This window comes from Burkholderia sp. LFS061 (assembly GCF_047978125.1).
Lineage (GTDB): Bacteria > Pseudomonadota > Gammaproteobacteria > Burkholderiales > Burkholderiaceae > Burkholderia > Burkholderia pyrrocinia_C.
This window is the reverse complement of sequence record NZ_JBFPFS010000006.1, coordinates 220,217-239,708: the sequence shown is the minus strand read 5'-3', so window position 1 is coordinate 239,708 and position 19,492 is coordinate 220,217. Positions and strand designations below refer to the sequence as shown.

The following is a 19,492-nucleotide window of genomic DNA, read 5'->3' as shown; positions in this document are numbered from 1 at the left end:
CGCACCTCGATGCGGGCCGTCACGCGGCCTGCCAGTACGCGTCGAGGCGCGCGATCAGTGCATCGCGCTGCGCCGGGTCGATGAACGACGCCTCGAAGCCGTTGCGGATCACCGCATGGACTTCGGCATCGGTGAGGCGCAGCCCTTCGGCCGTCGCGAAGTAGTTTTCGTTGACGTAGCCGCCGAAATAGGCCGGATCGTCGGAGTTGATCGTCACCGCGACGCCGCGGTCGAGCAGCGCCTTCAGCGTGTGCTTCGCCATGTCGTCGAACACGCACAGCTTCAGGTTCGACAGCGGGCAGACGGTGAGCGCCGTGCGCGTGCGCGCGAGGCGTTCGACGAGCGCCGCGTCCTCGATGCTGCGCACGCCGTGGTCGATCCGGTCGACCTTCAGCACGTCGAGCGCTTCGTAGATGTACGCCGGCGGGCCTTCCTCGCCCGCGTGCGCGACGAGCTTCAGCCCGAGCGCGCGCGCCTTGTCGAACACGCGCGCGAACTTCGTCGGCGGATGGCCGAGCTCGGACGAGTCGAGACCCACGCCGATCAGGCGATGGCGATAGCGCTCGAACAGCGGCAATGCGGATTCGAACGTCGCGAGCGCGTCCTCTTCGGACAGGTGGCGCAGGAAGCACAGAATCAGCTTGCTCGACAGCCCGCGCTGCTCGGCATCGGCGAGTGCGCGCTCGATGCCCGCGACGACCGTCTCGATCGGCACGCCGCGTTCGGTGTGCGTCTGCGGGTCGAAGAACAGCTCGGTGTGAACGACGTTGTCGGCGAGCGCGCGTTCGCAATACGCGGCCGTCATGTCGTGGAAATCCTGCTCGGTCAGCAGCACGCTTGCGCCTGCGTAATAGATGTCGAGGAACGACTGCAGGTCGGTGAACGCGTACGCGGCGCGCAGCGCGTCGATCGAGTCGTACGCGAGCTTCACGCCGTTGCGCTGCGCGAGCGCGAAAATCAGTTCGGGCTCGAGCGAGCCTTCGATATGGATGTGCAGCTCCGCTTTCGGCGCACGGGCAATCTTGTCCTTGAATGTCGGGGTCATGGCGTCGTTCTTGGTCGGTCAGTAGGTAGGGGAAGCCTGCGCGTTCGCGTTCGCCTCGACGGCCTGCAGCAACTGCGCGGCCACCGAGATCGCGATTACTTCGGGTGCCTTGTCGATGATGCCTTCGACACCGATCGGGCAGCGCATCCGCGCGACCTGGGCCGGGTCGATGCCGATGGCCGCGAGGCGATGATCGAACTGCACGCGTTTCGCGTGCGAGCCGGTCATCCCGAAGTACGCATAGTCGCCGCGTCGCAGGATGCGCTCGGCCAGCACGAAATCGAGTGCGTGGTCGTGCGTCATCACGACGAAGTAGGACTGCGGCGGTGCCGTGTCGACGGCGTCCGCCGGGGCAGCGGCCGCCTCGATCGCGAGATTGCCGATGCCGGCGAGCACGTCGGCCGGCGGGAACACCGCATCGGGCCCGTCGATCCAGCGCACGTGGCACGGCAGCGTCGCCAGCACCTTCACGAGCGCGGCGCCGATGTGCCCGGCGCCGAACAGCACGACGGGGAACGCATACGGCGCGATCGTTTCGGTCATCAGCGCCACGCCGCCGGTTTCCCACAGCAGGCAGTCGGCACGCGCGGCTTCCGATTCGGGCTCGCTCAGCAGCGGCGCGCCCGGCGAGGGGCCGAATGATACGCTACGCACGGTCGCGGCGCCGGCCGCGACGCGCTTCGCGAGCGACATGATCCAGCCGAGATCGCCCACGTCGAGCCGCTCGAACGCGAGCACGACCGCGCCGCCGCAGCATTGGCCGAGGCTCGGGCCGAGCGCGAGCCGCTCGAGCCTGCGCGCATGCGGCACGTGCGCGCCATCCTTCAGCAGATGCCGCGCGATCTCGATTGCCTTCCATTCCAGATGACCGCCGCCGATCGTATGGCGGGCCGTGTCGCGCGTGACGAGCATCTTGGTGCCGGCTTCGCGCGGCGCGGAGCCGTCGGTGTGCGCGACCGTGACGAGCACGGCCGCTTCGCCGTGCGCGAGCAGTTGCTGCAGATCGCCGAGCCAGGCTTCCATCAGCACGCTCCGTTCGGGACGACGCAGCACGACACGCGGCGCGGGCTGGCGGGCGCGGCGGCAACGAGGACGGACGGGAGCGGGGCAGGCCGGCCGCACGGCCGATGCAGTGCGGCGGCGCGCTGAACGCGCGTGCGGGCGGTGCCGCCGGACACGCGTACACCATGAGGGTGACCGATGCGGATGGTTTGCGTTGTCATGATGAATCCAGTCGACATTGCGGATCGGGCGCGCGTTACGCAGGGGGCGGTGAGACCGCCTGGCCTCGCGCACGTAGATCGCCATCCAGTCAGGAAGATAGCACCGCAAGGCGACGGGAACATTGCCGGGCGGTGATCCGGGCTATCAGGAGGCGATCATGTCGATCATAGGCCCGCCGCGCGGGATCGGGGCGCCGCTGCGTGCACATCGGGCCGAAACGCAGGCGTGACGGGGCGCGGATGCGGCAGTCGCGCGACGCGCGTTCGCCCGGAAATCCGGGCAGTGGCGGGGTAGGGGTTTACGTGTGGCTGGCCGGATGCGGCTTGCGAAGGCGTCCGGCACGGCCGGGCGACGACGGACCGGCGGCTGCGCGGCCCGACTGAGCGGGCCGCGCGCGCAGGGCGCCGCTGAAGCGGCCGGCCGGTCAGGCCGCGAGCTTGCGGCGATGACGCCAGAGGCTTGCGACGACCGCAATCAGGATCGCGGCGAAGCCGATCAGCGCCCAGCCGGGCAGCAGGATGCCGAGGATCGGCGGGTAGACGGTCTCGCACAGCCCGGCGACCTTGAACATGCCGGGGAACCATTGCGCGGGCGGCAGGCTGTCGACGATCGGCTGCAGCGTGTCGAAGCCGCAGCTGAAGCCCGGATTCATCTGGATCGACAGGTGCCGAGCGGCGGTGCCGCCGCCGCCGGCCGCGGCGATCGCGATCAGCAGCTCGAGCACCCAGATGCCGCGCCAGTGGCGGATCCCGGCGGCCAGGAACGCGAAGATCCCGATCGCGGCGAAGAAGTAGCGCTGGATGATGCACAGCGGGCACGGATCTTCGTTCTTCACGTACTGCAGGTACAGCGCACCGGCCAGCAGGGCGATGCACACCCATCCGAGCAGCATCAGCAGGCGGCGTTCGCGGCGTAGCGCAAGCGTGTAGTCGTTCATGTCGGCGGGGTTCCTCGTGGGTCGGTCCGGAAAACAATCGCGCGATTTTAGCGCGAACGGTCTGGCACGAAACTGACAACGCGCGTGCGGCACCCTGCCGCACCGCGCGCATCGCCCGCCGTCGATCGGCTGGCGCGGTCAGCGGATCGTGTTCAGCACGGCCTCGACCGCCTGGCCGATCGCGAGCAGCGCGTCGTCGCGATGCGGCGCTGCCGCGAGCATCAGGCCGACCGGCGCCGCGTCGCGCGGATGGCACGGCAGCGACAGCGCGCACGCGTCGAGGAAGTTGAACGCGCTCGGGTTGCGCAGGATCAGCGCATTGGTGCGCGTGAACGCGGCGTCGTCCGCTTCGAGTTCCGCGATGCGCGGCGGCACGACCGGCACCGTCGGCGCGACGAGTGCATCGAAGCGCGACCAGACCGTGTGCGCGGCTTCGTCGAGCATCGCGGCGCGCGCGGCGAGCAGGTCGAGATAGTCGGCCGCGCTCGCGGGTTCGCCCTTCAGGATCCGCGTCAGCACGCGCGGGTCGTACTGGTCGCGGTGCTGCGCGAGCAGCGGGCGATGCCACGCGTACGCCTCGATCGGCGAGAAGCCGAAGCGGTTGATGTCGGGCAGCCGGTCGAGCGCGGAGAAGCGCACTTCCGTGACGATCGCGCCGGCGGCTTCGAGATGCTTGAGCGCGGCGTCGAGCGCGGCCGCGACATCGGCATCGACGCCGTCCGTCACGTAGTTCGTCAGCACGCCGAGCCGCACGCCTTCGAGCGGCCGTGCGGCCGGCACGTGCGGTTCGAGGCCCGCGAGCATCCGGTCGACGAGCGCGCAGCACGCGACCGTCAGGCCGATCGGGCCGAACGAGTCGAGCGTCGTCGACAGCGGCACGCCGCCTTGCGTCGGGATCCGGCTCGCGGTCGGCTTGAAGCCCGTCAGCCCGCACAGGGCGGCCGGAATGCGGATCGAGCCGCCCGTGTCGGTGCCGAGCGCGACGGCGGCCATCCCGTCGGCGACGGACGCGGCCGCACCCGACGACGAGCCGCCGGAAATCCGGGCGTCGCCCGGCACGTCGCGGTGGTACGGCGAGCGCGGATTGCCGAAGTGCGGATTCAGCCCGAGCCCGGAGAACGCGAACTCGCTCATGTTGGTGCGGCCGACCAGCACGGCGCCCGCGCGCTTGAGCCGCGCGACGGCGACCGCATCGGTGCGCGCGGCCGGCGCACCGTCGAGCACGCGCGAGCCCGCGCGCGTCACCTGGCCCGCGACGTCGAACAGGTCCTTCACCGACACGGGAATGCCCGCGAGCGGCGACAGCACGGTGCCCGCGGCGCGCAGCCGGTCGTGCGCGTCGGCGACCGCGCGCGCGTTGTCGGCATCGACTTCGGTGAAGACGACGGCGCCCTGGCCCGACGGATCGGCGATCCGGTGGAGCGCGGCGTCGACGAGCGCGCGGCTCGTGGTCCGGCCGGCGGCGAGGTCGGCGGCGAGCTGGGCGAGCGGGGGGAAGGGCGTGAACGTGGTCATGGGCGGCTCAGGGGCGAAGATGTTGAAGAAGCGTGGAGCGGAACGAATCGATATGGCGCTCGACGGCCGCGCGCGCGCCGGCGGCGTCGCGCGCGGACAGCCGTTCGAACAGTTCGCGATGCTCGTGCTGGACGTCGGCGAGATGGTGAGGTTCGGACAGCGTGACGAACCAGAAGCGCAGCGAGCGCTCGTGCAGCGCGCGCAGGATTTCGGCGAGGACCGCATTGCGCGCGGCTGCGGCGATCGCCTGATGAAACGCGCGGTCGAGCTCCATCATGCCTTCGACGTCGTGCGTGTCGACGCAGGCCTGCCCGTCGTCGAGCTGTGCGGCCATGCGCGCGAGATCGTCGGGCGTCGCATGGCGCGCGGCGAGTTCGGCGCAGTGCGCTTCGTTGATACGCCGCACGTCGATTACCGCGACGATGTCGTCGAGCGACAGCGGTTGCACCATCAGCCCCTTGCGCGGCATCACGGACAGCAGCCCTTCGAGCACGAGCCGGTGCACGGCCTGGTGCACGGGCGTGCGGCCGATCCCCGTGCGCGCGACCAGATCGGCCTCGTTGAGCGCGGCGCCCGGCTTCAGGCGCATCGTGATGATGTCCCGCTGGATCAGCGCGTAGGCGCGGTCGGCGAGACTGATCGCCGACGCGGCGGGCCGGTCGCGGATGACGTCGGTCAGGGCATTCATGCGGGTTGCGGCGCGGCGGCCGGACGGGGCGCGATCATGGCGCGGGCGATCGGGAAGCATGGACAATCCGTGGATATTATTGTGATATATCACTGGTGTCCAGTGCACGCGGCGACGCGGTGGCGTCGCCGGCACGCGAACGCGGGCGCGCCCCGGCACGGCCTGCCACCGACTTGCAACAATGTCGACAGGATGTTGCAGGTTTACCGCGCGATCGTGCACTGAAGCATAATGAATCCTCGTTTATCCATACGCGTGAGCGACGTACCAGACCATCGTCATGAGCGAAAACACGCTTTCCCCGGCCGGTCTGCCCGGCACCTCTTCCGCTTCTTCCGATTCTCCCCGTCCCGATCCGGCGAAAACGCCCGATGCGCCGGCAGCGCAGGCTGCCGCGCAAAACGTCGCCGTGGACGGCGCGTCGCCCGTCACGGCCGCATCCGAGCCGGGGGGGGCGGGCGCCGCGGGCGATGGCGCCGCCGCGCCGCCAAAGCCCGGCTCGCCGCCGCCCGGGTTCGGCGCGCCGCCCGATTTCGATACGCCGCGGCCGCCGCCCGCGAGCGCGCAGAATGCGCCGCCGGCCTACCTGAAGCAGAGCGACACGCCGTGGTCGGTGTTCGGCCGGATCATCGCGGCGCGCGCGCGCCGGCTGTTCGACCGCGCCGGCCAGCGCATCACGCAGCGCACGCTGCGCATCGGCGTGTCGGCGCGGATCTTCCATCCGGAACCGGGCGCGAAGGGGCTGCGGGGCAAGACGCTGCAGTATCTCGAGGAATCGATCGCACACTGGGTGATGTCGCGCGACGTGCTCGTGTTCATGATTCCGACCGTCGGCCACCAGGGCATGATTCACCCGAGCAATATCCGCCTGCGCGACTACGCGAAGCATCTCGACGGCCTGCTGCTGCAAGGCGGCGCCGACGTGTCGCCGCAAACCTACGCGGCGTCGGACGCCCGCCCCGAATGGCCGGGCGACCGCGTGCGCGACATGTACGAACTCGAGCTGCTGCACGAGTTCGTCGAATCCGGCAAACCCGTGCTCGGTGTCTGTCGCGGCTGCCAGTTGATCAACGTCGCGTTCGGCGGCTCGCTGTACCAGGACATCGCCACCGATGTGCCGACCGCGAATGCGCACGTGAGCGAGCATTACGACCAGCATCGCCACGCCATCCGCTTCCCCGACTCGTCGACGCTCGCAAGCATGTTCCCCGGGCGCAGCGAAGCGATCGTCAACTCGATCCACCACCAGGCGATCCGCGATCTCGGCCGCGATCTGAACATCGAGGCGGTGTCGGCCGGCGACGGGATCATCGAGGGCATTCGCCATCGGCGTTCGCCGTTCGTCGTCGGCGTGCAATGGCACCCCGAGTTCCATCGCGCGGGCGGCTCGGAGCTGCTCGACTGCACGCCGCTGCTCGATGCGTTCCTGCGCGCGGCGCGCGAAACCCGTCTGTAGCAAGCCGCATTCTTCGTGTCGCACGCAGTCCGGCCGCATCCCGATAAATTTCGAGATGCGGCCGTTTCGTTTTGAACGATAATCGCGAGTTCCGATTCGTTCGCCGGAGTCTGACGTTGGCTTTCCGAAACTTTTTCCCTGCACGATGCGCGACGTGGATCGTTGCACTGGCCGCCTGCGCACAAGCGGGCGCGGTCTGGTCTGCCGACGCGACCGCGCCGGCCGCCGGTACGCGTCCGGCGGTCACGAGCCTGAGCGGCGATGCGGCGCCGGCTGCATCCGCGTCGGACGCGAGCACGCAAGGTAACGTCGCCGAATTGACGCAGATGCTGCACGACGGCCGGATCGTCGAGATGCGCACGACGTACAACGGCAGCTACGGTGCGAGCCTGATGTTCGATCCGCGCGAGATGACGTACTACGTCGCGCTGTTCCAGGACAAGCATCTGTGGCGCGTGATCCGGTCGCAGGAGAAGAGCCGCGCGGAGATGGTGTATGCGAACTTCGTCCAGCAGACCGCGCAGCTCGCGGATATCGAGATCCGCCGTACCGAGCTGCAGGCGCAGAAGGCGTTCCTCGAACGCGTGATCGCGCTACAGGCGAATCGTGCGCAGCAGTTGCAGGCCGATCTGAGCGTCGCGCGCAGCCAGCAGGCCGAGGTCGTGCAGCGGCAAAAGTCGGCCCAGGAGCAGGCGCAGGCGCTGCAGGTCGAGAAGCGGGCCGCGCAGATGCAGTTGCGTGATCTGCAGGAGCAGGTGCGGCAACTCGAGAGGCAGACCGAGACGGGGCTGCCCTCGCACAAGTAACGAGTCGTCAAACGGACGGAGAGACGAGCAAAACCCGGCGAAGCGATCTTCGCCGGGTTTTTTATTGGGCGACCGTCAGCGCGCGAACGCGTCCGGTATGTCGGTCACGCGGCGATGGGACAGTTGCGATGTCCAGTCGAAGCCGGCGGCCGGCGCATGCGCCGCACGGGCAGGCTGCGCGGCGCGCAGCGTATTTGCCGTCGCGATCAGCGTGAGCGGATCGTCGAGTGTGTCGTGTGCATCGCGTGTGTCCGTCGAGCGCGGCGGCGGGGCGAGCCGATCGGGGGCGCGAGTGCTGGCTGCATTGCTCAGGACTGGCGGACGTGCAGCCAGTTGCGGCACGGTCGGTATCCGGGCCGGGGCCGCTGTCGTGCGCGTGCCGTTTGTTCGACGCGGCGATGCAGCGGCGGCGTGCTGCACGTCGGACGTTGCCTTTGTGCGAAGCGACGCCGGACGAGGCGCGGCATGGTGCGTGGCCGGTGGCGATTCTGCAGTCTTCGTGACGGGTGTCGCCACCGTGCGCCGAGGTGACGTGTTTGTCGACATACCGGACTGAACTGCGGCAACTCGCACGGTACCGGTCGATGACGTGGTGTGGTCCGGCGCAATGACGGCCATCTGGATCGTGGGCGCAGGCTCGAAGCCCGTGAACGGTTCGTGCGCGGCGATCAGCCAGCCGATGATGCCGAACGCGCCGATGCTCCAGCAGATTGCGTACATAGCACGTCGGTCGCGAGAGCCCTGGACGGTGTGCCGGGAGCGTCTGCCGGCAACTGCAGCCGGCGCGACCGGCGCCCCTGCCGGATTCGGTGCTGACGCCGCCACGGGCCATGGCTGCCAGCGGCACGCGCGATGAGGCCGGTCGACGTCGATGCAGGACGTCGTCAGTGTGGCGAGGCAGTGCTTGCCGGGCCGCGCACCGGGCGCGCCGCGAAAGGTCCATTCGCGGCCGAACGGCGGTACGTGATCGAGCGGAGCGATGCGAGGGCGGGCGAGCGCGCCTTCGACGGGGACGAGGGGCGATGGGGTCATGAGGGCGGTGCGCCGTGCGACACAGGCAACCGTGCCGGCCGCGGCGCGGAAATCTCGTCGCAAATCGTGACATTGTGGTCGGCTGGCGAGAGCCGGTCGATCAAATCAGTCTGATTTTCGCGCCCGTTTCGGGGCGACTCGTACGAGTCGAATGCCGCGACGGCGGCAGCAGGGGCGACACAAGGCAAATGTCGGCTTGGCGTGGCATCATTCGCGGACCATGCCGGTGCGCGCGTCGTCGTGCGGCGCGCCGCCGGCGGGCAGCGATGCCCGTGGGCGCCGGTCCGGCGCCGCGGGCGTCGTCTGATCCATGCGGCGCGGATTCGCGCCATCCGAGCCGAGCGAGAAAAACATGTCCACAGCGTCACACGCCATCGCGCAGGAATCGAAATTCCGCACCGTGTTCCGGGTCGTCAGCGGCAACTTCCTGGAAATGTACGACTTCATGGTCTACGGGTATTACGCGTCGGCCATCGCGAAAACCTACTTCCCGAGCGGCAACGCATTCGCGTCGCTGATGCTGTCGCTGTCGGTATTCGGCGCCGGCTTCCTGATGCGGCCGGTCGGTGCGATCGTGCTCGGCGCGTACATCGACCATCACGGCCGCCGCAAGGGGCTGATCCTGACGCTCGGGCTGATGGCGCTCGGTACGCTCACGGTGGCCTCGATACCCGGCTACGCGACGATCGGCGTGCTCGCGCCGGTGCTCGTGCTGCTCGGCAGGCTGCTGCAGGGTTTCTCGGCGGGCGTCGAACTCGGCGGCGTGTCGGTCTACCTGTCGGAGATCGCGACGAAGGGCCACAAGGGGTTCTATACGTCGTGGCAGTCGGGCAGCCAGCAGGTGGCCGTCGTGTTCGCCGCGTTCGTCGGCGTGCTGCTGAATCGCGCGCTGCCGGTCGAGGAGATGACCGCGTGGGGCTGGCGCATTCCGTTCCTGATCGGCTGCCTGATCGTGCCGTTCCTGTTCCTGATCCGTCGTTCGCTGAAGGAAACGGACGAGTTTCTCGCGAAGCGCCACCGCCCGTCGATGGGCGAGATCATGCGCTCGATGCTCGACAACTGGGGCATCGTGGTTGCCGGCATGGGGATGGTGATCATGACGACGGTGTCGTTCTACATGATCACCGCGTACACGCCGACCTTCGGCAAGGAAGTGTTGCACCTGTCGTCGCTCGACGCGCTCGTCGTGACCGTCTGCGTCGGCATTTCCAACCTCGTGTGGCTGCCGCTGTCCGGCGCGCTGTCCGACCGTATCGGCCGCCGCCCGGTGCTGATCGCGTTCACGGTGCTGACGCTGCTGTCGGCATACCCGGCCGTGCTGTGGCTCGTCGGCGATCCGTCGTTCCTGCGGCTGCTTGCGGTCGAGCTGTGGCTGTCGTTCCTGTACGCGTCGTACAACGGGGCGATGGTCGTCGCGCTGACCGAAGTGATGCCGGCCGACGTGCGCACGGCCGGCTTCTCGCTCGCGTACAGCCTGGCGACGACGATCGGCGGCTTCACGCCGGCGATCTCGACGCTGCTGATCCACCAGACGGGCAACAAGGCGGCGCCGGGGCTGTGGCTGAGCGTGGCCGCGATTTGCGGGCTGATCGCGACGCTCGTGCTGTACCGCACGCCCGACGCGCGCAATCAGTACAAGGCGGCCTGACAGGCGCTCGTATATTGCACATCGCGCGGCGCCGGCCGCATGCATTGCATCGAAAAAAAGGGAGCGCAGCACGCTCCTTTTTTCGTCTTCGTTCAGGCGTCGCGCAGCTTGTCGGCGACCATGGCCGCTACGTCGAGCCATGCTCCCGGTGCGGGCTGGCGGGCGATCCTGGCCTGCGGATACCACGGGCAGTCGTCGCCGGTGAACCAGCGCCAGTCGGGCGCGAACGGCAGCATGACCCACAGCGGCTTGCCGAGCGCGCCCGCGAGGTGCGCGACAGCCGTATCGATCGTGACGACGCCGTCGAGCCGTTCGATCAGCGCGGCCGTATCGGCGAAGTCGTTCAGCCGGCCGTCGAGGCGATGCACGCGCGGATGCGCGTCGACGCGCGCACGTTCGTCGTCGTCGAGCGCGGGCTGCAGCACGATCCAGTCGATGTCCGGCAGCGCGAGCAGCGGCGCGAGCGCGTCGAACGGCATCGAACGGTTTTCCTGTGCCTGGCGGCGCCCCGACCAAGCGAGGCCGAACTTGCGCTTCGACTGCCCGCCGAGCGAGCCGCGAAAGCGCCGGCGAGCGCTTTCGGGCGCGTCGAGGTAGCGCGAGCCTCCGACGATGTCCGCCGGCTGAAGCCCGAGCAGGAACGGCAGGCTCATCAGCGTGCAGGCGACGTCCGCCGCCGGCGGTTTCGCGGCGCCTTGCGCGACGAGCGTCACGCGCCAGCGCGATGCGGCAGGCGCCAGCAGCGGCACGAGTTCCTGCTGGACTTCGAGCACGACGCACGCGCAGCGTGCGCGGGCAAGCGGCACGAAGCGGACGAACTGCAGCGTGTCGCCGAACCCCTGTTCCGCGCGGATCAGCAGCGTGCGCGACGCAATCGGCTCGCCCTGCCAGCGCGGCAGCGTGCCGAGCGGTATCGCGCCCGGCGTCTCGTGGCGCGCTTCGTACGCGGGCAGGCCGCGCGTGAAGTCGCCGAGCGTCAGCAGCGTGACTGCGCGGTGCAGCCGTGCGAGCGTGAGATCGGGTTCTACGCGCAACGCCTGGTCGAATGCGCGCAGCGCCATCTCGTGCGCGCGGAGCGCGTGATGCGCGTTACCGAGGTTCAGCCACGCCAGGCTGAACGACGGATCGAGACCGACGGCGCGCTCGTAGTAGGGCAGTGCGTCGCGGTGGCGTGCCTGCGCGCACAGTGCGTTCGCGAGCCCGAACAGCGCGAGCGGAAACGGCGGATGCAGCGCGAGCGCGGCTTCGAACGCGGCGGCCGCCTCGGCATGCCGGCCGACCGCATCGAACGTGTTGCCGAGATTGAAATGCGCGGCGACGAAGCGCGGCTGCGCGGCGATCGCGGCCTGGAAGTGCGCGATCGCGTCGTCGGCGCGGCCCATCGCGTTCAGCGCCATCGCGAGGTTGTTGTGCGCGCCCGCATGCCCGGGCCGCAGCTCGAGCGCGCGCCGGAACGCGGCGAGCGCGTCGTCGTGGCGGCCGAGCGCGTTCAGCGCGTTACCGAGATTGTTGTGGATCGATGCGTCGTCGGGCGTGAGCCGGAGCGCGCGGCCGAACGCGTCGATCGCATCCTCGTGGCGCTGCAGAGCCGCATACGCGTTGCCGAGGTTGTAGTGCGCGAGCGGAAATTCGGGCGCGAGCGTCAGCGCGTTGCGAAAGCGGTCGATCGCTTCGTCGAGCCGGCCGAGCGCTTTCAGCGCGTTGCCGAGATTGAGCTGCAGCGCGGCATCGTCCGGACGCAGCGCGACGGCGCGGCCGACGAGATCGGCCGCCTCGGCGTGCTGGCCCTGCTGGTGCCGCAGCACGCCGAACAGATGCAGCGCGTCTGCGTCGGCGGGGTTGGCGGCGAGCGCGGCGCGATAGCCGTGCTCAGCCTCGGCGAGGCGGCCCGCGCGGTGTGCTGCATACGCTCGGTCGAATGCGGAATCCATGACGCGAAAACTGGCGGAAAGCGCGTATTTTCCCACACCGCGCATGGGTGCCGCGTGTCGACCGGTCGGCATATGGCCCCGTCACGCGGAGCGGCGTAGACTTGCAGGGTCGCGTGTCATCGAGGTTCTCATGGCTGACACACTGCCCGATATCCCGCCCGTGCTGATCGTCGGCGCGGGGCCGACCGGCCTTGCCGCGGCGATGAGCCTCGCGCGGGCCCGCGTGCCGGTGCGCATTATCGATCGCCTCGCCGCGCCCGCGCCGTATTCGCGCGCGATCGGCATCCAGGCACGCACGCTCGAACTGCTGGAGCAGCATCGCGCGGTCGAGCCGTTTCTCGCGCTCGGCCATCGCGCGCATGCGGCCGCGCTGCATGCCGATGGCCGTGTGATCGCGCGGCTCGATTTCGATCCGCTGCAAACGCGCTACCCGTATCTGCTGTTTCTCGACCAGAGCATTACCGAGCGGCTGCTCGCCGAGCATCTGGCCGGGTTCGGCGTGACGGTCGAGCGCGGCGCGACGCTGACCGCGTGCGACGCAGGCGGCACGTCGCTCGACGTGACGATCCGCTGCGCCGACGGCCGCGACGAATCGTTCGCGCCGTCGTACCTGATCGCTGCCGACGGTGCGCACAGCACGGTCAGGCATCTGCTCGGCATGAGCTTCACCGGGCAGGCGTTCGAACAGACTTTCCTGCTCGCCGATTTCGCGGCGATACCCGACTGGCCGGACGAAGAGATCCACCTGTTCACGACGCCCGAAGGCATGGCGGGCCTGTTTCCGATGGGCGGCGGCCGTTACCGGCTCGTTGCCGACCGGCCGCCCGGCAGCGATGCGTCGCCCGATGCGCCGACCCCGTCGCTCGCGGAATGCGAGGCGATCGTGCGCGCACGCGTTGGCGCGTCGATCTCGCCGAGCGATCTCGCGTGGTCGTCCTATTTCCACCTGCATAGCCGGATGGTCGACCGACTGCGTCACGGCCGCGTATTCTTCGCGGGCGACGCAGCGCACGTCCACAGCCCGGCCGGCGCGCAGGGCATGAACACCGGCATCCAGGAAGCGTTCAATCTCGGCTGGAAGCTTGCGCGCGTGCTCGGTGCGGGCACGCCCGAACGGCTGCTCGACACGTATCACGCCGAGCGCCATCCGATCGAGCGCGACGTGTTGCGGCAAACCGGCTTCATTACGCAGATCGTCGAGGCGGATCGCGGCGCGATGAAGCTGCTGCGCGATCATGTCGTGCCGCTGCTGGTGTCGTTCGGGCCGATGCGCGATGCGGTGCGGCGCACGGTCAGCGAGCTCGGCGTGCAGTACCGGAAGAGTCCGCTCACGCTGGAGCGTGTGCTCGACGGCGGTCCGCGTGCGGGCGAGCGGGCGCCCGACGCACTCGTGCACGTGCTCGACGGCCCGCTCGGTCAGGCGCCCGGAACGGCGCGGCTATACGATCTGCACGATCCGGCGAGCTTCACGCTGCTGCTGCTCGAAGAGCCGGTGAATGCAGACACCGGCGCTGCGCCGCCGATGGCGGCCGATGCGCAGGCGCTCGTGCAGGGGCTCGAACGGATCATGCCGGGCGCTGTGCGCGTGTGGCGGGTCACCGATATCGAAGGCGACGGTGCCGCCGGGCTGGCCCAGGAGTATGGCCGCTCGCGGCCGTCGTTCTACCTGCTGCGGCCCGATGGGTATGTCGCCGCGCGCGGGCGCACGGCGACCGACGCGAACGGGCTGCTGCGCCACTGCGAAAACTGGTTCGCGGGCATGTCGGTGTCCGGGTAGCGGTGCGTTCAGGCAGTCGCGGGAGCAGGAACGAGCGACGCGCGGTGCACGGCGATCGCATCGCGCACGATCGGTGCCGCGCGTTGCGCGCCTTCGCCCGACGGATCGTCGAGCGCGGCGAGCAACGCGCGGCGCATCCGCGGCTCCCAGAAGCGCCGGATATGGTCGGCGATACCGGTCAGCGCTTCGTCGCGATCGGGCATCGATTCGAAGAATGCGCCGATCTGGTTGGCCATGTCGATCAGGTGGTCGTTGTCCATCGAAGCCTCACTTGCCTGTCGTCACGGTGTCGGGCGTGCTCGCGCGGCGCTCGAGCAGGTCGATCTGCTCCGCGTTGAAGCGCGCGTATGCACGCTGCCATTCGGACGGCTGCGCAACCGGCAGCACCTGCACGGCCGTCACCTTGTATTCAGGGCAGTTCGTCGCCCAGTCGGAGCTTTCCGTCGTGATCACGTTCGCGCCCGATTCGGGGAAGTGGAACGTCGTGTACACGACGCCCGGCTGCATGCGTTCCGTCACGAGCGCGCGCAGCACCGTCTGCCCGGCACGCGATTCGATGCCGACCCAGTCGCCGGTCCGGATGCCGCGATCCTGCGCGTCGTGAGGGTGGATCTCGAGGCGATCCTCTTCATGCCACCGGACGTTTTCGGTCCGGCGCGTCTGCGCGCCGACGTTGTATTGCGACAGGATGCGGCCCGTCGTCAGGATCAGCGGATAGCGCTGCGTGACCTTTTCCGGCGTCGGAATGAACTTGGTGATCACGAACCGGCCCTTGCCGCGTACGAACTCGTCTATGTGCATCGTCGGCGTGCCTTCCGGCGCGTGCTCGTTGCACGGCCACTGGATGCTGCCGAGCGCGTCGAGCTTCTCGTACGACACGCCCGAGAAGGTCGGCGTGAGCCGCGCGATCTCGTCCATGATTTCCGACGGATGCGTGTAGTGCATGTCGTAACCGAGCGCCTGCGACAGCAGCAGCGTCACTTCCCAGTCCGCGTAGCCCGCGAGCGGCGGCATCACCTTGCGCACGCGGGAGATGCGGCGCTCCGCGTTCGTGAACGTGCCGTCCTTCTCGAGGAACGTCGAGCCCGGCAGCAGCACGTGCGCATATTTCGCGGTCTCGTTCAGGAAGATGTCCTGCACGACGATGCACTCCATCGCCGACAGCGCGGCCGACACGTGCTGCGTGTTCGGATCCGACTGGACGATGTCCTCGCCCTGGCAGTAGAGCCCCTTGAAACTGCCGTCGAGCGCCGCGTCGAACATGTTCGGGATGCGCAGCCCCGGTTCCGGCTGCAGCTTGGCCGACCACGCCTGTTCGAACTGCGCGCGCACGATCTCGTCACTGATGTGCCGATAGCCGGGCAGTTCGTGCGGGAACGAGCCCATGTCGCACGAACCCTGCACGTTGTTCTGGCCGCGCAGCGGATTGACGCCGACGCCTTCGCGGCCGATGTTGCCGGTCGCCATCGCGAGGTTCGCGATGCCCATCACCGTCGTCGAGCCCTGCGCGTGTTCGGTCACGCCCAGCCCGTAATAGATCGCGGCATTGCCGCCCGTTGCGTAGAGGCGCGCGGCGGCGCGTACCAGTTCGGCCGGCACGCCGGTCACGTCGGCGGTTGCCTCGGGCGAATTGTCGGCGTGCGACACGAAGTCGCGCCATTGCTCGAACGCGCGCGTCTCGCAGCGCTCGGCGACGAACGCGTCCGCAACAAGCCCTTCGGTGACGATCACGTGCGCGAGCGCGTTGACGATCGCGACGTTGGTGCCGGGGCGCAGTTGCAGGTGATGCGTGGCCTTCACGTGCGGGCCGTCGACGACATCGATGCGGCGCGGGTCGATCACGATCAGCTTCGCGCCTTCGCGAACGCGCCGCTTCAGCCGCGAGCCGAACACCGGGTGCCCGTCGGTCGGGTTCGCACCCATCACGACGATCACGTCGGCCTGGTCGACCGATGCGAACGTCTGCGTGCCGGCCGATTCGCCGAGCGTCGTCTTGAGGCCATAGCCGGTCGGCGAATGGCACACGCGCGCGCAGGTGTCGACGTTGTTGTTGCCGAACGCGGCACGCACGAGCTTCTGCACGAGGTAGGTTTCCTCGTTCGTGCAGCGCGACGACGTGATGCCGCCGATCGAATCGCGGCCGTATTTCTGCTGCAGCTTGCGGAATTGCGTCGCCGCATAGGTGAGCGCTTCGTCCCAGCTCACTTCGCGCCACGGGTCGGTGATCTTCTCGCGGATCATCGGCTTCGTGATGCGGTCCTTGTGCGTCGCGTAGCCCCACGCGAAGCGTCCCTTCACGCACGCGTGCCCCTCGTTCGCGAGGCCGTTCTTGTTCGGCGTCATGCGCACGACCTGCGTGCCCTTCATCTCGGCCTTGAACGAGCAGCCGACGCCGCAGTACGCGCAGGTCGTGACGACCGAGTGTTCGGCCTGCCCGAGCTGCACGACGGATTTTTCCTGCAGCGTGGCCGTTGGACATGCGGCGACGCAGGCGCCGCACGACACGCATTCCGATGCCATGAACGATTCGCTTTCGCCGGCGGCGACGCGCGATTCGAAGCCGCGCGCGGCGATCGTCAGCGCGAACGTGCCCTGGGTTTCCTCGCACGCGCGCACGCAGCGGTTGCAGACAATGCACTTCGACGGGTCGTACGTGAAGTACGGGTTCGATTCGTCCTTGCGGTCGTTGAGGTGATTCGCGCCATCGAAGCCGTAGCGCACTTCGCGCAGCCCGACGACACCCGCCATGTCCTGCAGCTCGCAGTTGCCGTTGGCGGGGCAGGTGAGGCAGTCGAGCGGATGGTCGGAGATGTACAGCTCCATCACGTTGCGGCGCAGCGATTGCAGCCGGTCCGACTGCGTGCGCACCTTCATGCCCGCTTCGGCCGGCGTCGTGCACGACGCCGGATAACCGCGCCGGCCTTCGATCTCGACGAGGCACAGCCGGCACGAGCCGAACGGCTCGAGCGAATCGGTCGCGCAGAGCTTCGGGACGTTGACGCCGGCTTCGATCGCCGCGCGCATCACCGACGTGCCGGCCGGTACCGTCACCGGCTGGCCGTCGATTTCGAGCGTGACGTCGGTATCGGCATGGCGTTGCGGCGTGCCGTAGTCGGTATCGTCGAACGGGTCGCGGGCGCGCGCCTGTGCGGCGCTCTTGCACGCGCATTGGCCTGAGCCGCAGCCGCCTTGGCGGACGTTGTTCGTGTCGAGGGACATGCAGGGCTCCTTCTGGGTCAGGCCGCAGCCTTGACCGGGCTCGACGCGGCATCCTTGCCGCCAGCGAGCCCGAAATCTTCGGGGAAATGGTCGAGCGCGGACAGCACCGGGTAGGGCGTCATCCCGCCCATCGCGCACAGCGAACCGGCCAGCATCGTGTCGCACAGGTCGCGCAGCAGCGTGACCTGCCGCTCCGACGTGTCGCCGTGGCGGATGCGCGCGATCGTCTCGACGCCGCGCGTCGAACCGATCCGGCACGGCGTGCATTTGCCGCACGATTCGATCGCGCAGAACTTCATCGCATATTCGGCAAGCTCGGCGAGGTTCGACGTGTCGTCGTGCAGCACGATGCCGCCGTGGCCGACCACCGCGCCGATCGCCGTGTACGCCTCGTAATCGAGTGGCACATCCCACTGATGGTCGGGCAGGTAGGTGCCGAGCGGGCCGCCGACCTGCGCGGCGCGTGCCGGCCGACCGCTTGCCGTGCCGCCGCCGAAGTCGAACAGCAGCTCGCGCAGCGTGACGCCGAACGCGAGTTCGACGAGGCCGCCGTGACGGATGTTGCCGGCCAGCTGGAACGGCAGCGTGCCGCGCGAGCGGCCCATGCCGAAATCGCGATAGAACGCGGCGCCGCGCGCGAAGATCACGGGTGCCGTCGCGAGCGTGATCACGTTGTTGATCACGGTCGGCTGACCGAACAGGCCGGCGAGCGCTGGCAGCGGTGGCTTCGCGCGCACGACGCCGCGCTTGCCCTCGAGCGATTCGAGCAGTGCCGTTTCCTCGCCGCACACGTACGAGCCCGCGCCTTTCGCGACGTGCAGCTCGAATGCATGCGCGGAGCCGAGCACGCGTTCGCCGAGCCAGCCGGCCTCGCGCGCGCGGACGATCGCGGCTTCGAGCGTCGCGATCGCGTGCGGGTATTCGCTGCGCACGTAGATGTAGCCGACCGTCGCGCCCGTTGCGATGCCCGCGATGATCATCCCTTCGATCAGGCAGTACGGATCGCATTCCATCATCAGGCGGTCGGAGAACGTGCCCGAATCGCCTTCGTCCGCATTGCAGACGATGTACTTCTGCGTGGCGCTCGCGTGCCGGACCGTGCGCCACTTGATGCCCGCCGGGAACGCCGCGCCGCCGCGGCCGCGCAGCCCCGATTCGATCAGCGTTTCGCACGCGGCATCGCCGTCGAGCGCGAGTGCGTTCTTCAGGCCGGCGAGGCCTTCATGCTGCAGGTAGTCGTCGATCGACAGCGGATCGGTCAGGCCGATGCGCGCGAACGTGAGGCGCTGCTGGCGCGCGAGATAGGGGTGCGCGTCGACGACGCCGACGCCGCTCGGATGCGCACCGCCTTCGAGCCAGTTTGCATCGAACAGGGCCGGCACGTCGGCGGCCGACAGGTTCGCATAGCCGATGCGTCCGGCGGCCGTACCGACCTCGACGAGCGGCTCGAGCCACAGCAGCCCGCGCGAGCCGTTGCGGACCAGTTCGATCGCGAGGCCGCGCCGTTCGGCTTCCGCGACGATCGCGGCGGCGAGCGCGTCGGCGCCGAGGGCCAGCGCGGACGAATCGCGCGGGACGTAGATGCGGGTCGTCATGCGGCCTCCGGCGTGTGGGCGAGAGCATCGGCCAGCAGCGCGTCGAATTTCTCCGGCGTGACCTTCGCATGCAGCACGCCGTTGACCGTCAGCGACGGCGATTGCGCGCACAGTCCGAGACAGTAGACCGATTCGAGCGCGACGGCGTCCGGCGCGTGCGCATCCGCGGCATCGCCGTGCGCTGCGTCGAACCGGCAGCCCGTGCGGGTTTCAGCATGCGCGGCGAGCGTTTCGCAGCCCATGCTGCGGCACGCTTCGGCGCGGCACATCTGGATCGTCACGCGCGCGGGCGGCGCGGTACGGAAGTGGTGATAGTAGGTCAGTACGCCGTGCACTTCCGCGCGCGACAGATTCAGCGCCCTGGCGAGCGGCGCGACACAGCCCGGAGGCACGTAGCCCGCGTCGTCCTGGATCGCGTGAAGGATCGCGACCAGCGACCGGCCGGTGCGCGCATGGCGCTCGACGAGCGCGTCGGGCGCATGGGAATTCGGGGACATCGGTTGTGCTCCTCCAAAGTCTCATATGCTCTCGCTATTCATATAGTGAGCATCGCGACTTCGTTCAGATTGATTTTCATCAACGATAAGCGGAAGATTTCGCAGTCGCAATAGGAAATCGG

At 68.9% G+C, this 19,492-nt stretch carries 15 protein-coding genes; 4 read left to right on the top strand and 11 right to left on the bottom strand.

The genetic code is table 11. The features are described from left to right. Window positions 1-19: 19 nt before the first annotated feature. The 5 genes from ACNQQL_RS08145 to ACNQQL_RS08125 all read right to left on the bottom strand — a co-directional run bounded on the left by ACNQQL_RS08145 (window position 20) and on the right by ACNQQL_RS08125 (window position 5,409). Window positions 20-1,045, bottom strand: coding sequence for an adenosine deaminase (locus tag ACNQQL_RS08145; protein WP_072436081.1), 1,026 nt, complete (start codon window positions 1,043-1,045; stop codon window positions 20-22). Between the two features lie 18 nt (window positions 1,046-1,063). Beyond that, a complete protein-coding gene (xdhC, locus tag ACNQQL_RS08140) occupies window positions 1,064-2,068 on the bottom strand; it encodes a xanthine dehydrogenase accessory protein XdhC (RefSeq protein WP_347063789.1) in 1,005 nt (334 codons plus the stop codon). A 625-nt stretch (window positions 2,069-2,693) separates the two neighbouring features. After that, the gene (locus ACNQQL_RS08135) at window positions 2,694-3,206 is read right to left on the bottom strand and encodes a disulfide bond formation protein B (RefSeq protein ID WP_347063788.1); all 513 of its coding nucleotides are present in this window, start codon (window positions 3,204-3,206) and stop codon (window positions 2,694-2,696) included. 138 nt (window positions 3,207-3,344) lie between these two features. Beyond that, window positions 3,345-4,721, bottom strand: coding sequence for an amidase (locus ACNQQL_RS08130; RefSeq protein WP_347063787.1), 1,377 nt, complete (start codon window positions 4,719-4,721; stop codon window positions 3,345-3,347). Between the two features lie 7 nt (window positions 4,722-4,728). Beyond that, the gene (locus ACNQQL_RS08125) at window positions 4,729-5,409 is read right to left on the bottom strand and encodes a GntR family transcriptional regulator (protein ID WP_175963694.1); all 681 of its coding nucleotides are present in this window, start codon (window positions 5,407-5,409) and stop codon (window positions 4,729-4,731) included. Between the two features lie 280 nt (window positions 5,410-5,689). Between ACNQQL_RS08125 and ACNQQL_RS08120 the strand changes: the two genes are divergently transcribed. Together ACNQQL_RS08120 and ACNQQL_RS08115 are read left to right on the top strand one after the other, a co-directional pair. After that, window positions 5,690-6,865 carry a type 1 glutamine amidotransferase gene (locus ACNQQL_RS08120; RefSeq protein WP_347063786.1) on the top strand — a complete coding sequence of 392 codons (1,176 nt, stop codon included), beginning with the start codon at window positions 5,690-5,692 and terminating at the stop codon, window positions 6,863-6,865. Between the two features lie 116 nt (window positions 6,866-6,981). Then, window positions 6,982-7,671: a DUF2968 domain-containing protein gene (locus ACNQQL_RS08115; protein ID WP_347063785.1), complete on the top strand. Its 690-nt coding sequence runs from the start codon at window positions 6,982-6,984 to the stop codon at window positions 7,669-7,671. A gap of 75 nt (window positions 7,672-7,746) precedes the next feature. Here ACNQQL_RS08115 and ACNQQL_RS08110 read toward each other — a convergent pair whose 3' ends face one another. After that, window positions 7,747-8,766: a hypothetical protein gene (locus ACNQQL_RS08110; RefSeq protein WP_347063784.1), complete on the bottom strand. Its 1,020-nt coding sequence runs from the start codon at window positions 8,764-8,766 to the stop codon at window positions 7,747-7,749. A 289-nt stretch (window positions 8,767-9,055) separates the two neighbouring features. Here ACNQQL_RS08110 and ACNQQL_RS08105 point away from each other — a divergent pair, with 289 nt between their 5' ends. After that, window positions 9,056-10,351 carry an MFS transporter gene (locus ACNQQL_RS08105; protein WP_347063783.1) on the top strand — a complete coding sequence of 432 codons (1,296 nt, stop codon included), beginning with the start codon at window positions 9,056-9,058 and terminating at the stop codon, window positions 10,349-10,351. A 92-nt stretch (window positions 10,352-10,443) separates the two neighbouring features. Here the strand turns inward: ACNQQL_RS08105 and ACNQQL_RS08100 are convergent, their stop codons facing one another. After that, a complete protein-coding gene (locus ACNQQL_RS08100) occupies window positions 10,444-12,282 on the bottom strand; it encodes a tetratricopeptide repeat protein (protein WP_416392558.1) in 1,839 nt (612 codons plus the stop codon). A gap of 130 nt (window positions 12,283-12,412) precedes the next feature. Between ACNQQL_RS08100 and ACNQQL_RS08095 the strand changes: the two genes are divergently transcribed. Further along, window positions 12,413-14,059, top strand: coding sequence for an FAD-dependent monooxygenase (locus ACNQQL_RS08095; RefSeq protein ID WP_347063781.1), 1,647 nt, complete (start codon window positions 12,413-12,415; stop codon window positions 14,057-14,059). A gap of 8 nt (window positions 14,060-14,067) precedes the next feature. Here ACNQQL_RS08095 and ACNQQL_RS08090 read toward each other — a convergent pair whose 3' ends face one another. The 4 genes from ACNQQL_RS08090 to ACNQQL_RS08075 are packed head-to-tail and all read right to left on the bottom strand — an operon-like array spanning window position 14,068 to window position 19,370. Then, entirely contained in the window at window positions 14,068-14,319 is a 252-nt protein-coding gene (locus ACNQQL_RS08090; RefSeq protein WP_072436069.1) for a formate dehydrogenase subunit delta, read from the bottom strand. Between the two features lie 7 nt (window positions 14,320-14,326). After that, window positions 14,327-17,278, bottom strand: coding sequence for a formate dehydrogenase subunit alpha (gene fdhF / locus ACNQQL_RS08085; protein WP_347063780.1), 2,952 nt, complete (start codon window positions 17,276-17,278; stop codon window positions 14,327-14,329). 17 nt (window positions 17,279-17,295) lie between these two features. After that, a complete protein-coding gene (locus ACNQQL_RS08080; protein ID WP_072436067.1) occupies window positions 17,296-18,873 on the bottom strand; it encodes a formate dehydrogenase beta subunit in 1,578 nt (525 codons plus the stop codon). Further along, window positions 18,870-19,370 carry an NAD(P)H-dependent oxidoreductase subunit E gene (locus ACNQQL_RS08075; RefSeq protein ID WP_347063779.1) on the bottom strand — a complete coding sequence of 167 codons (501 nt, stop codon included), beginning with the start codon at window positions 19,368-19,370 and terminating at the stop codon, window positions 18,870-18,872. Before ACNQQL_RS08075 ends, ACNQQL_RS08080 begins: the two co-directional genes overlap by 4 nt. Between the last annotated feature and the right edge of the window lie 122 nt (window positions 19,371-19,492).

Bases quoted from the DNA above. Each gene is read 5' to 3' on its own strand.
- ACNQQL_RS08145 (WP_072436081.1), bottom strand. From the start codon at position 1,045: ATGACCCCGACATTCAAGGACAAGATTGCCCGTGCGCCGAAAGCGGAG.
- xdhC (WP_347063789.1), bottom strand. From the start codon at position 2,068: ATGGAAGCCTGGCTCGGCGATCTGCAGCAACTGCTCGCGCACGGCGAA.
- ACNQQL_RS08135 (WP_347063788.1), bottom strand. From the start codon at position 3,206: ATGAACGACTACACGCTTGCGCTACGCCGCGAACGCCGCCTGCTGATG.
- ACNQQL_RS08130 (WP_347063787.1), bottom strand. From the start codon at position 4,721: ATGACCACGTTCACGCCCTTCCCCCCGCTCGCCCAGCTCGCCGCCGAC.
- ACNQQL_RS08125 (WP_175963694.1), bottom strand. From the start codon at position 5,409: ATGAATGCCCTGACCGACGTCATCCGCGACCGGCCCGCCGCGTCGGCG.
- ACNQQL_RS08120 (WP_347063786.1), top strand. From the start codon at position 5,690: ATGAGCGAAAACACGCTTTCCCCGGCCGGTCTGCCCGGCACCTCTTCC.
- ACNQQL_RS08105 (WP_347063783.1), top strand. From the start codon at position 9,056: ATGTCCACAGCGTCACACGCCATCGCGCAGGAATCGAAATTCCGCACC.
- ACNQQL_RS08100 (WP_416392558.1), bottom strand. From the start codon at position 12,282: ATGGATTCCGCATTCGACCGAGCGTATGCAGCACACCGCGCGGGCCGC.
- ACNQQL_RS08095 (WP_347063781.1), top strand. From the start codon at position 12,413: ATGGCTGACACACTGCCCGATATCCCGCCCGTGCTGATCGTCGGCGCG.
- ACNQQL_RS08090 (WP_072436069.1), bottom strand. From the start codon at position 14,319: ATGGACAACGACCACCTGATCGACATGGCCAACCAGATCGGCGCATTC.
- fdhF (WP_347063780.1), bottom strand. From the start codon at position 17,278: ATGTCCCTCGACACGAACAACGTCCGCCAAGGCGGCTGCGGCTCAGGC.
- ACNQQL_RS08080 (WP_072436067.1), bottom strand. From the start codon at position 18,873: ATGACGACCCGCATCTACGTCCCGCGCGATTCGTCCGCGCTGGCCCTC.
- ACNQQL_RS08075 (WP_347063779.1), bottom strand. From the start codon at position 19,370: ATGTCCCCGAATTCCCATGCGCCCGACGCGCTCGTCGAGCGCCATGCG.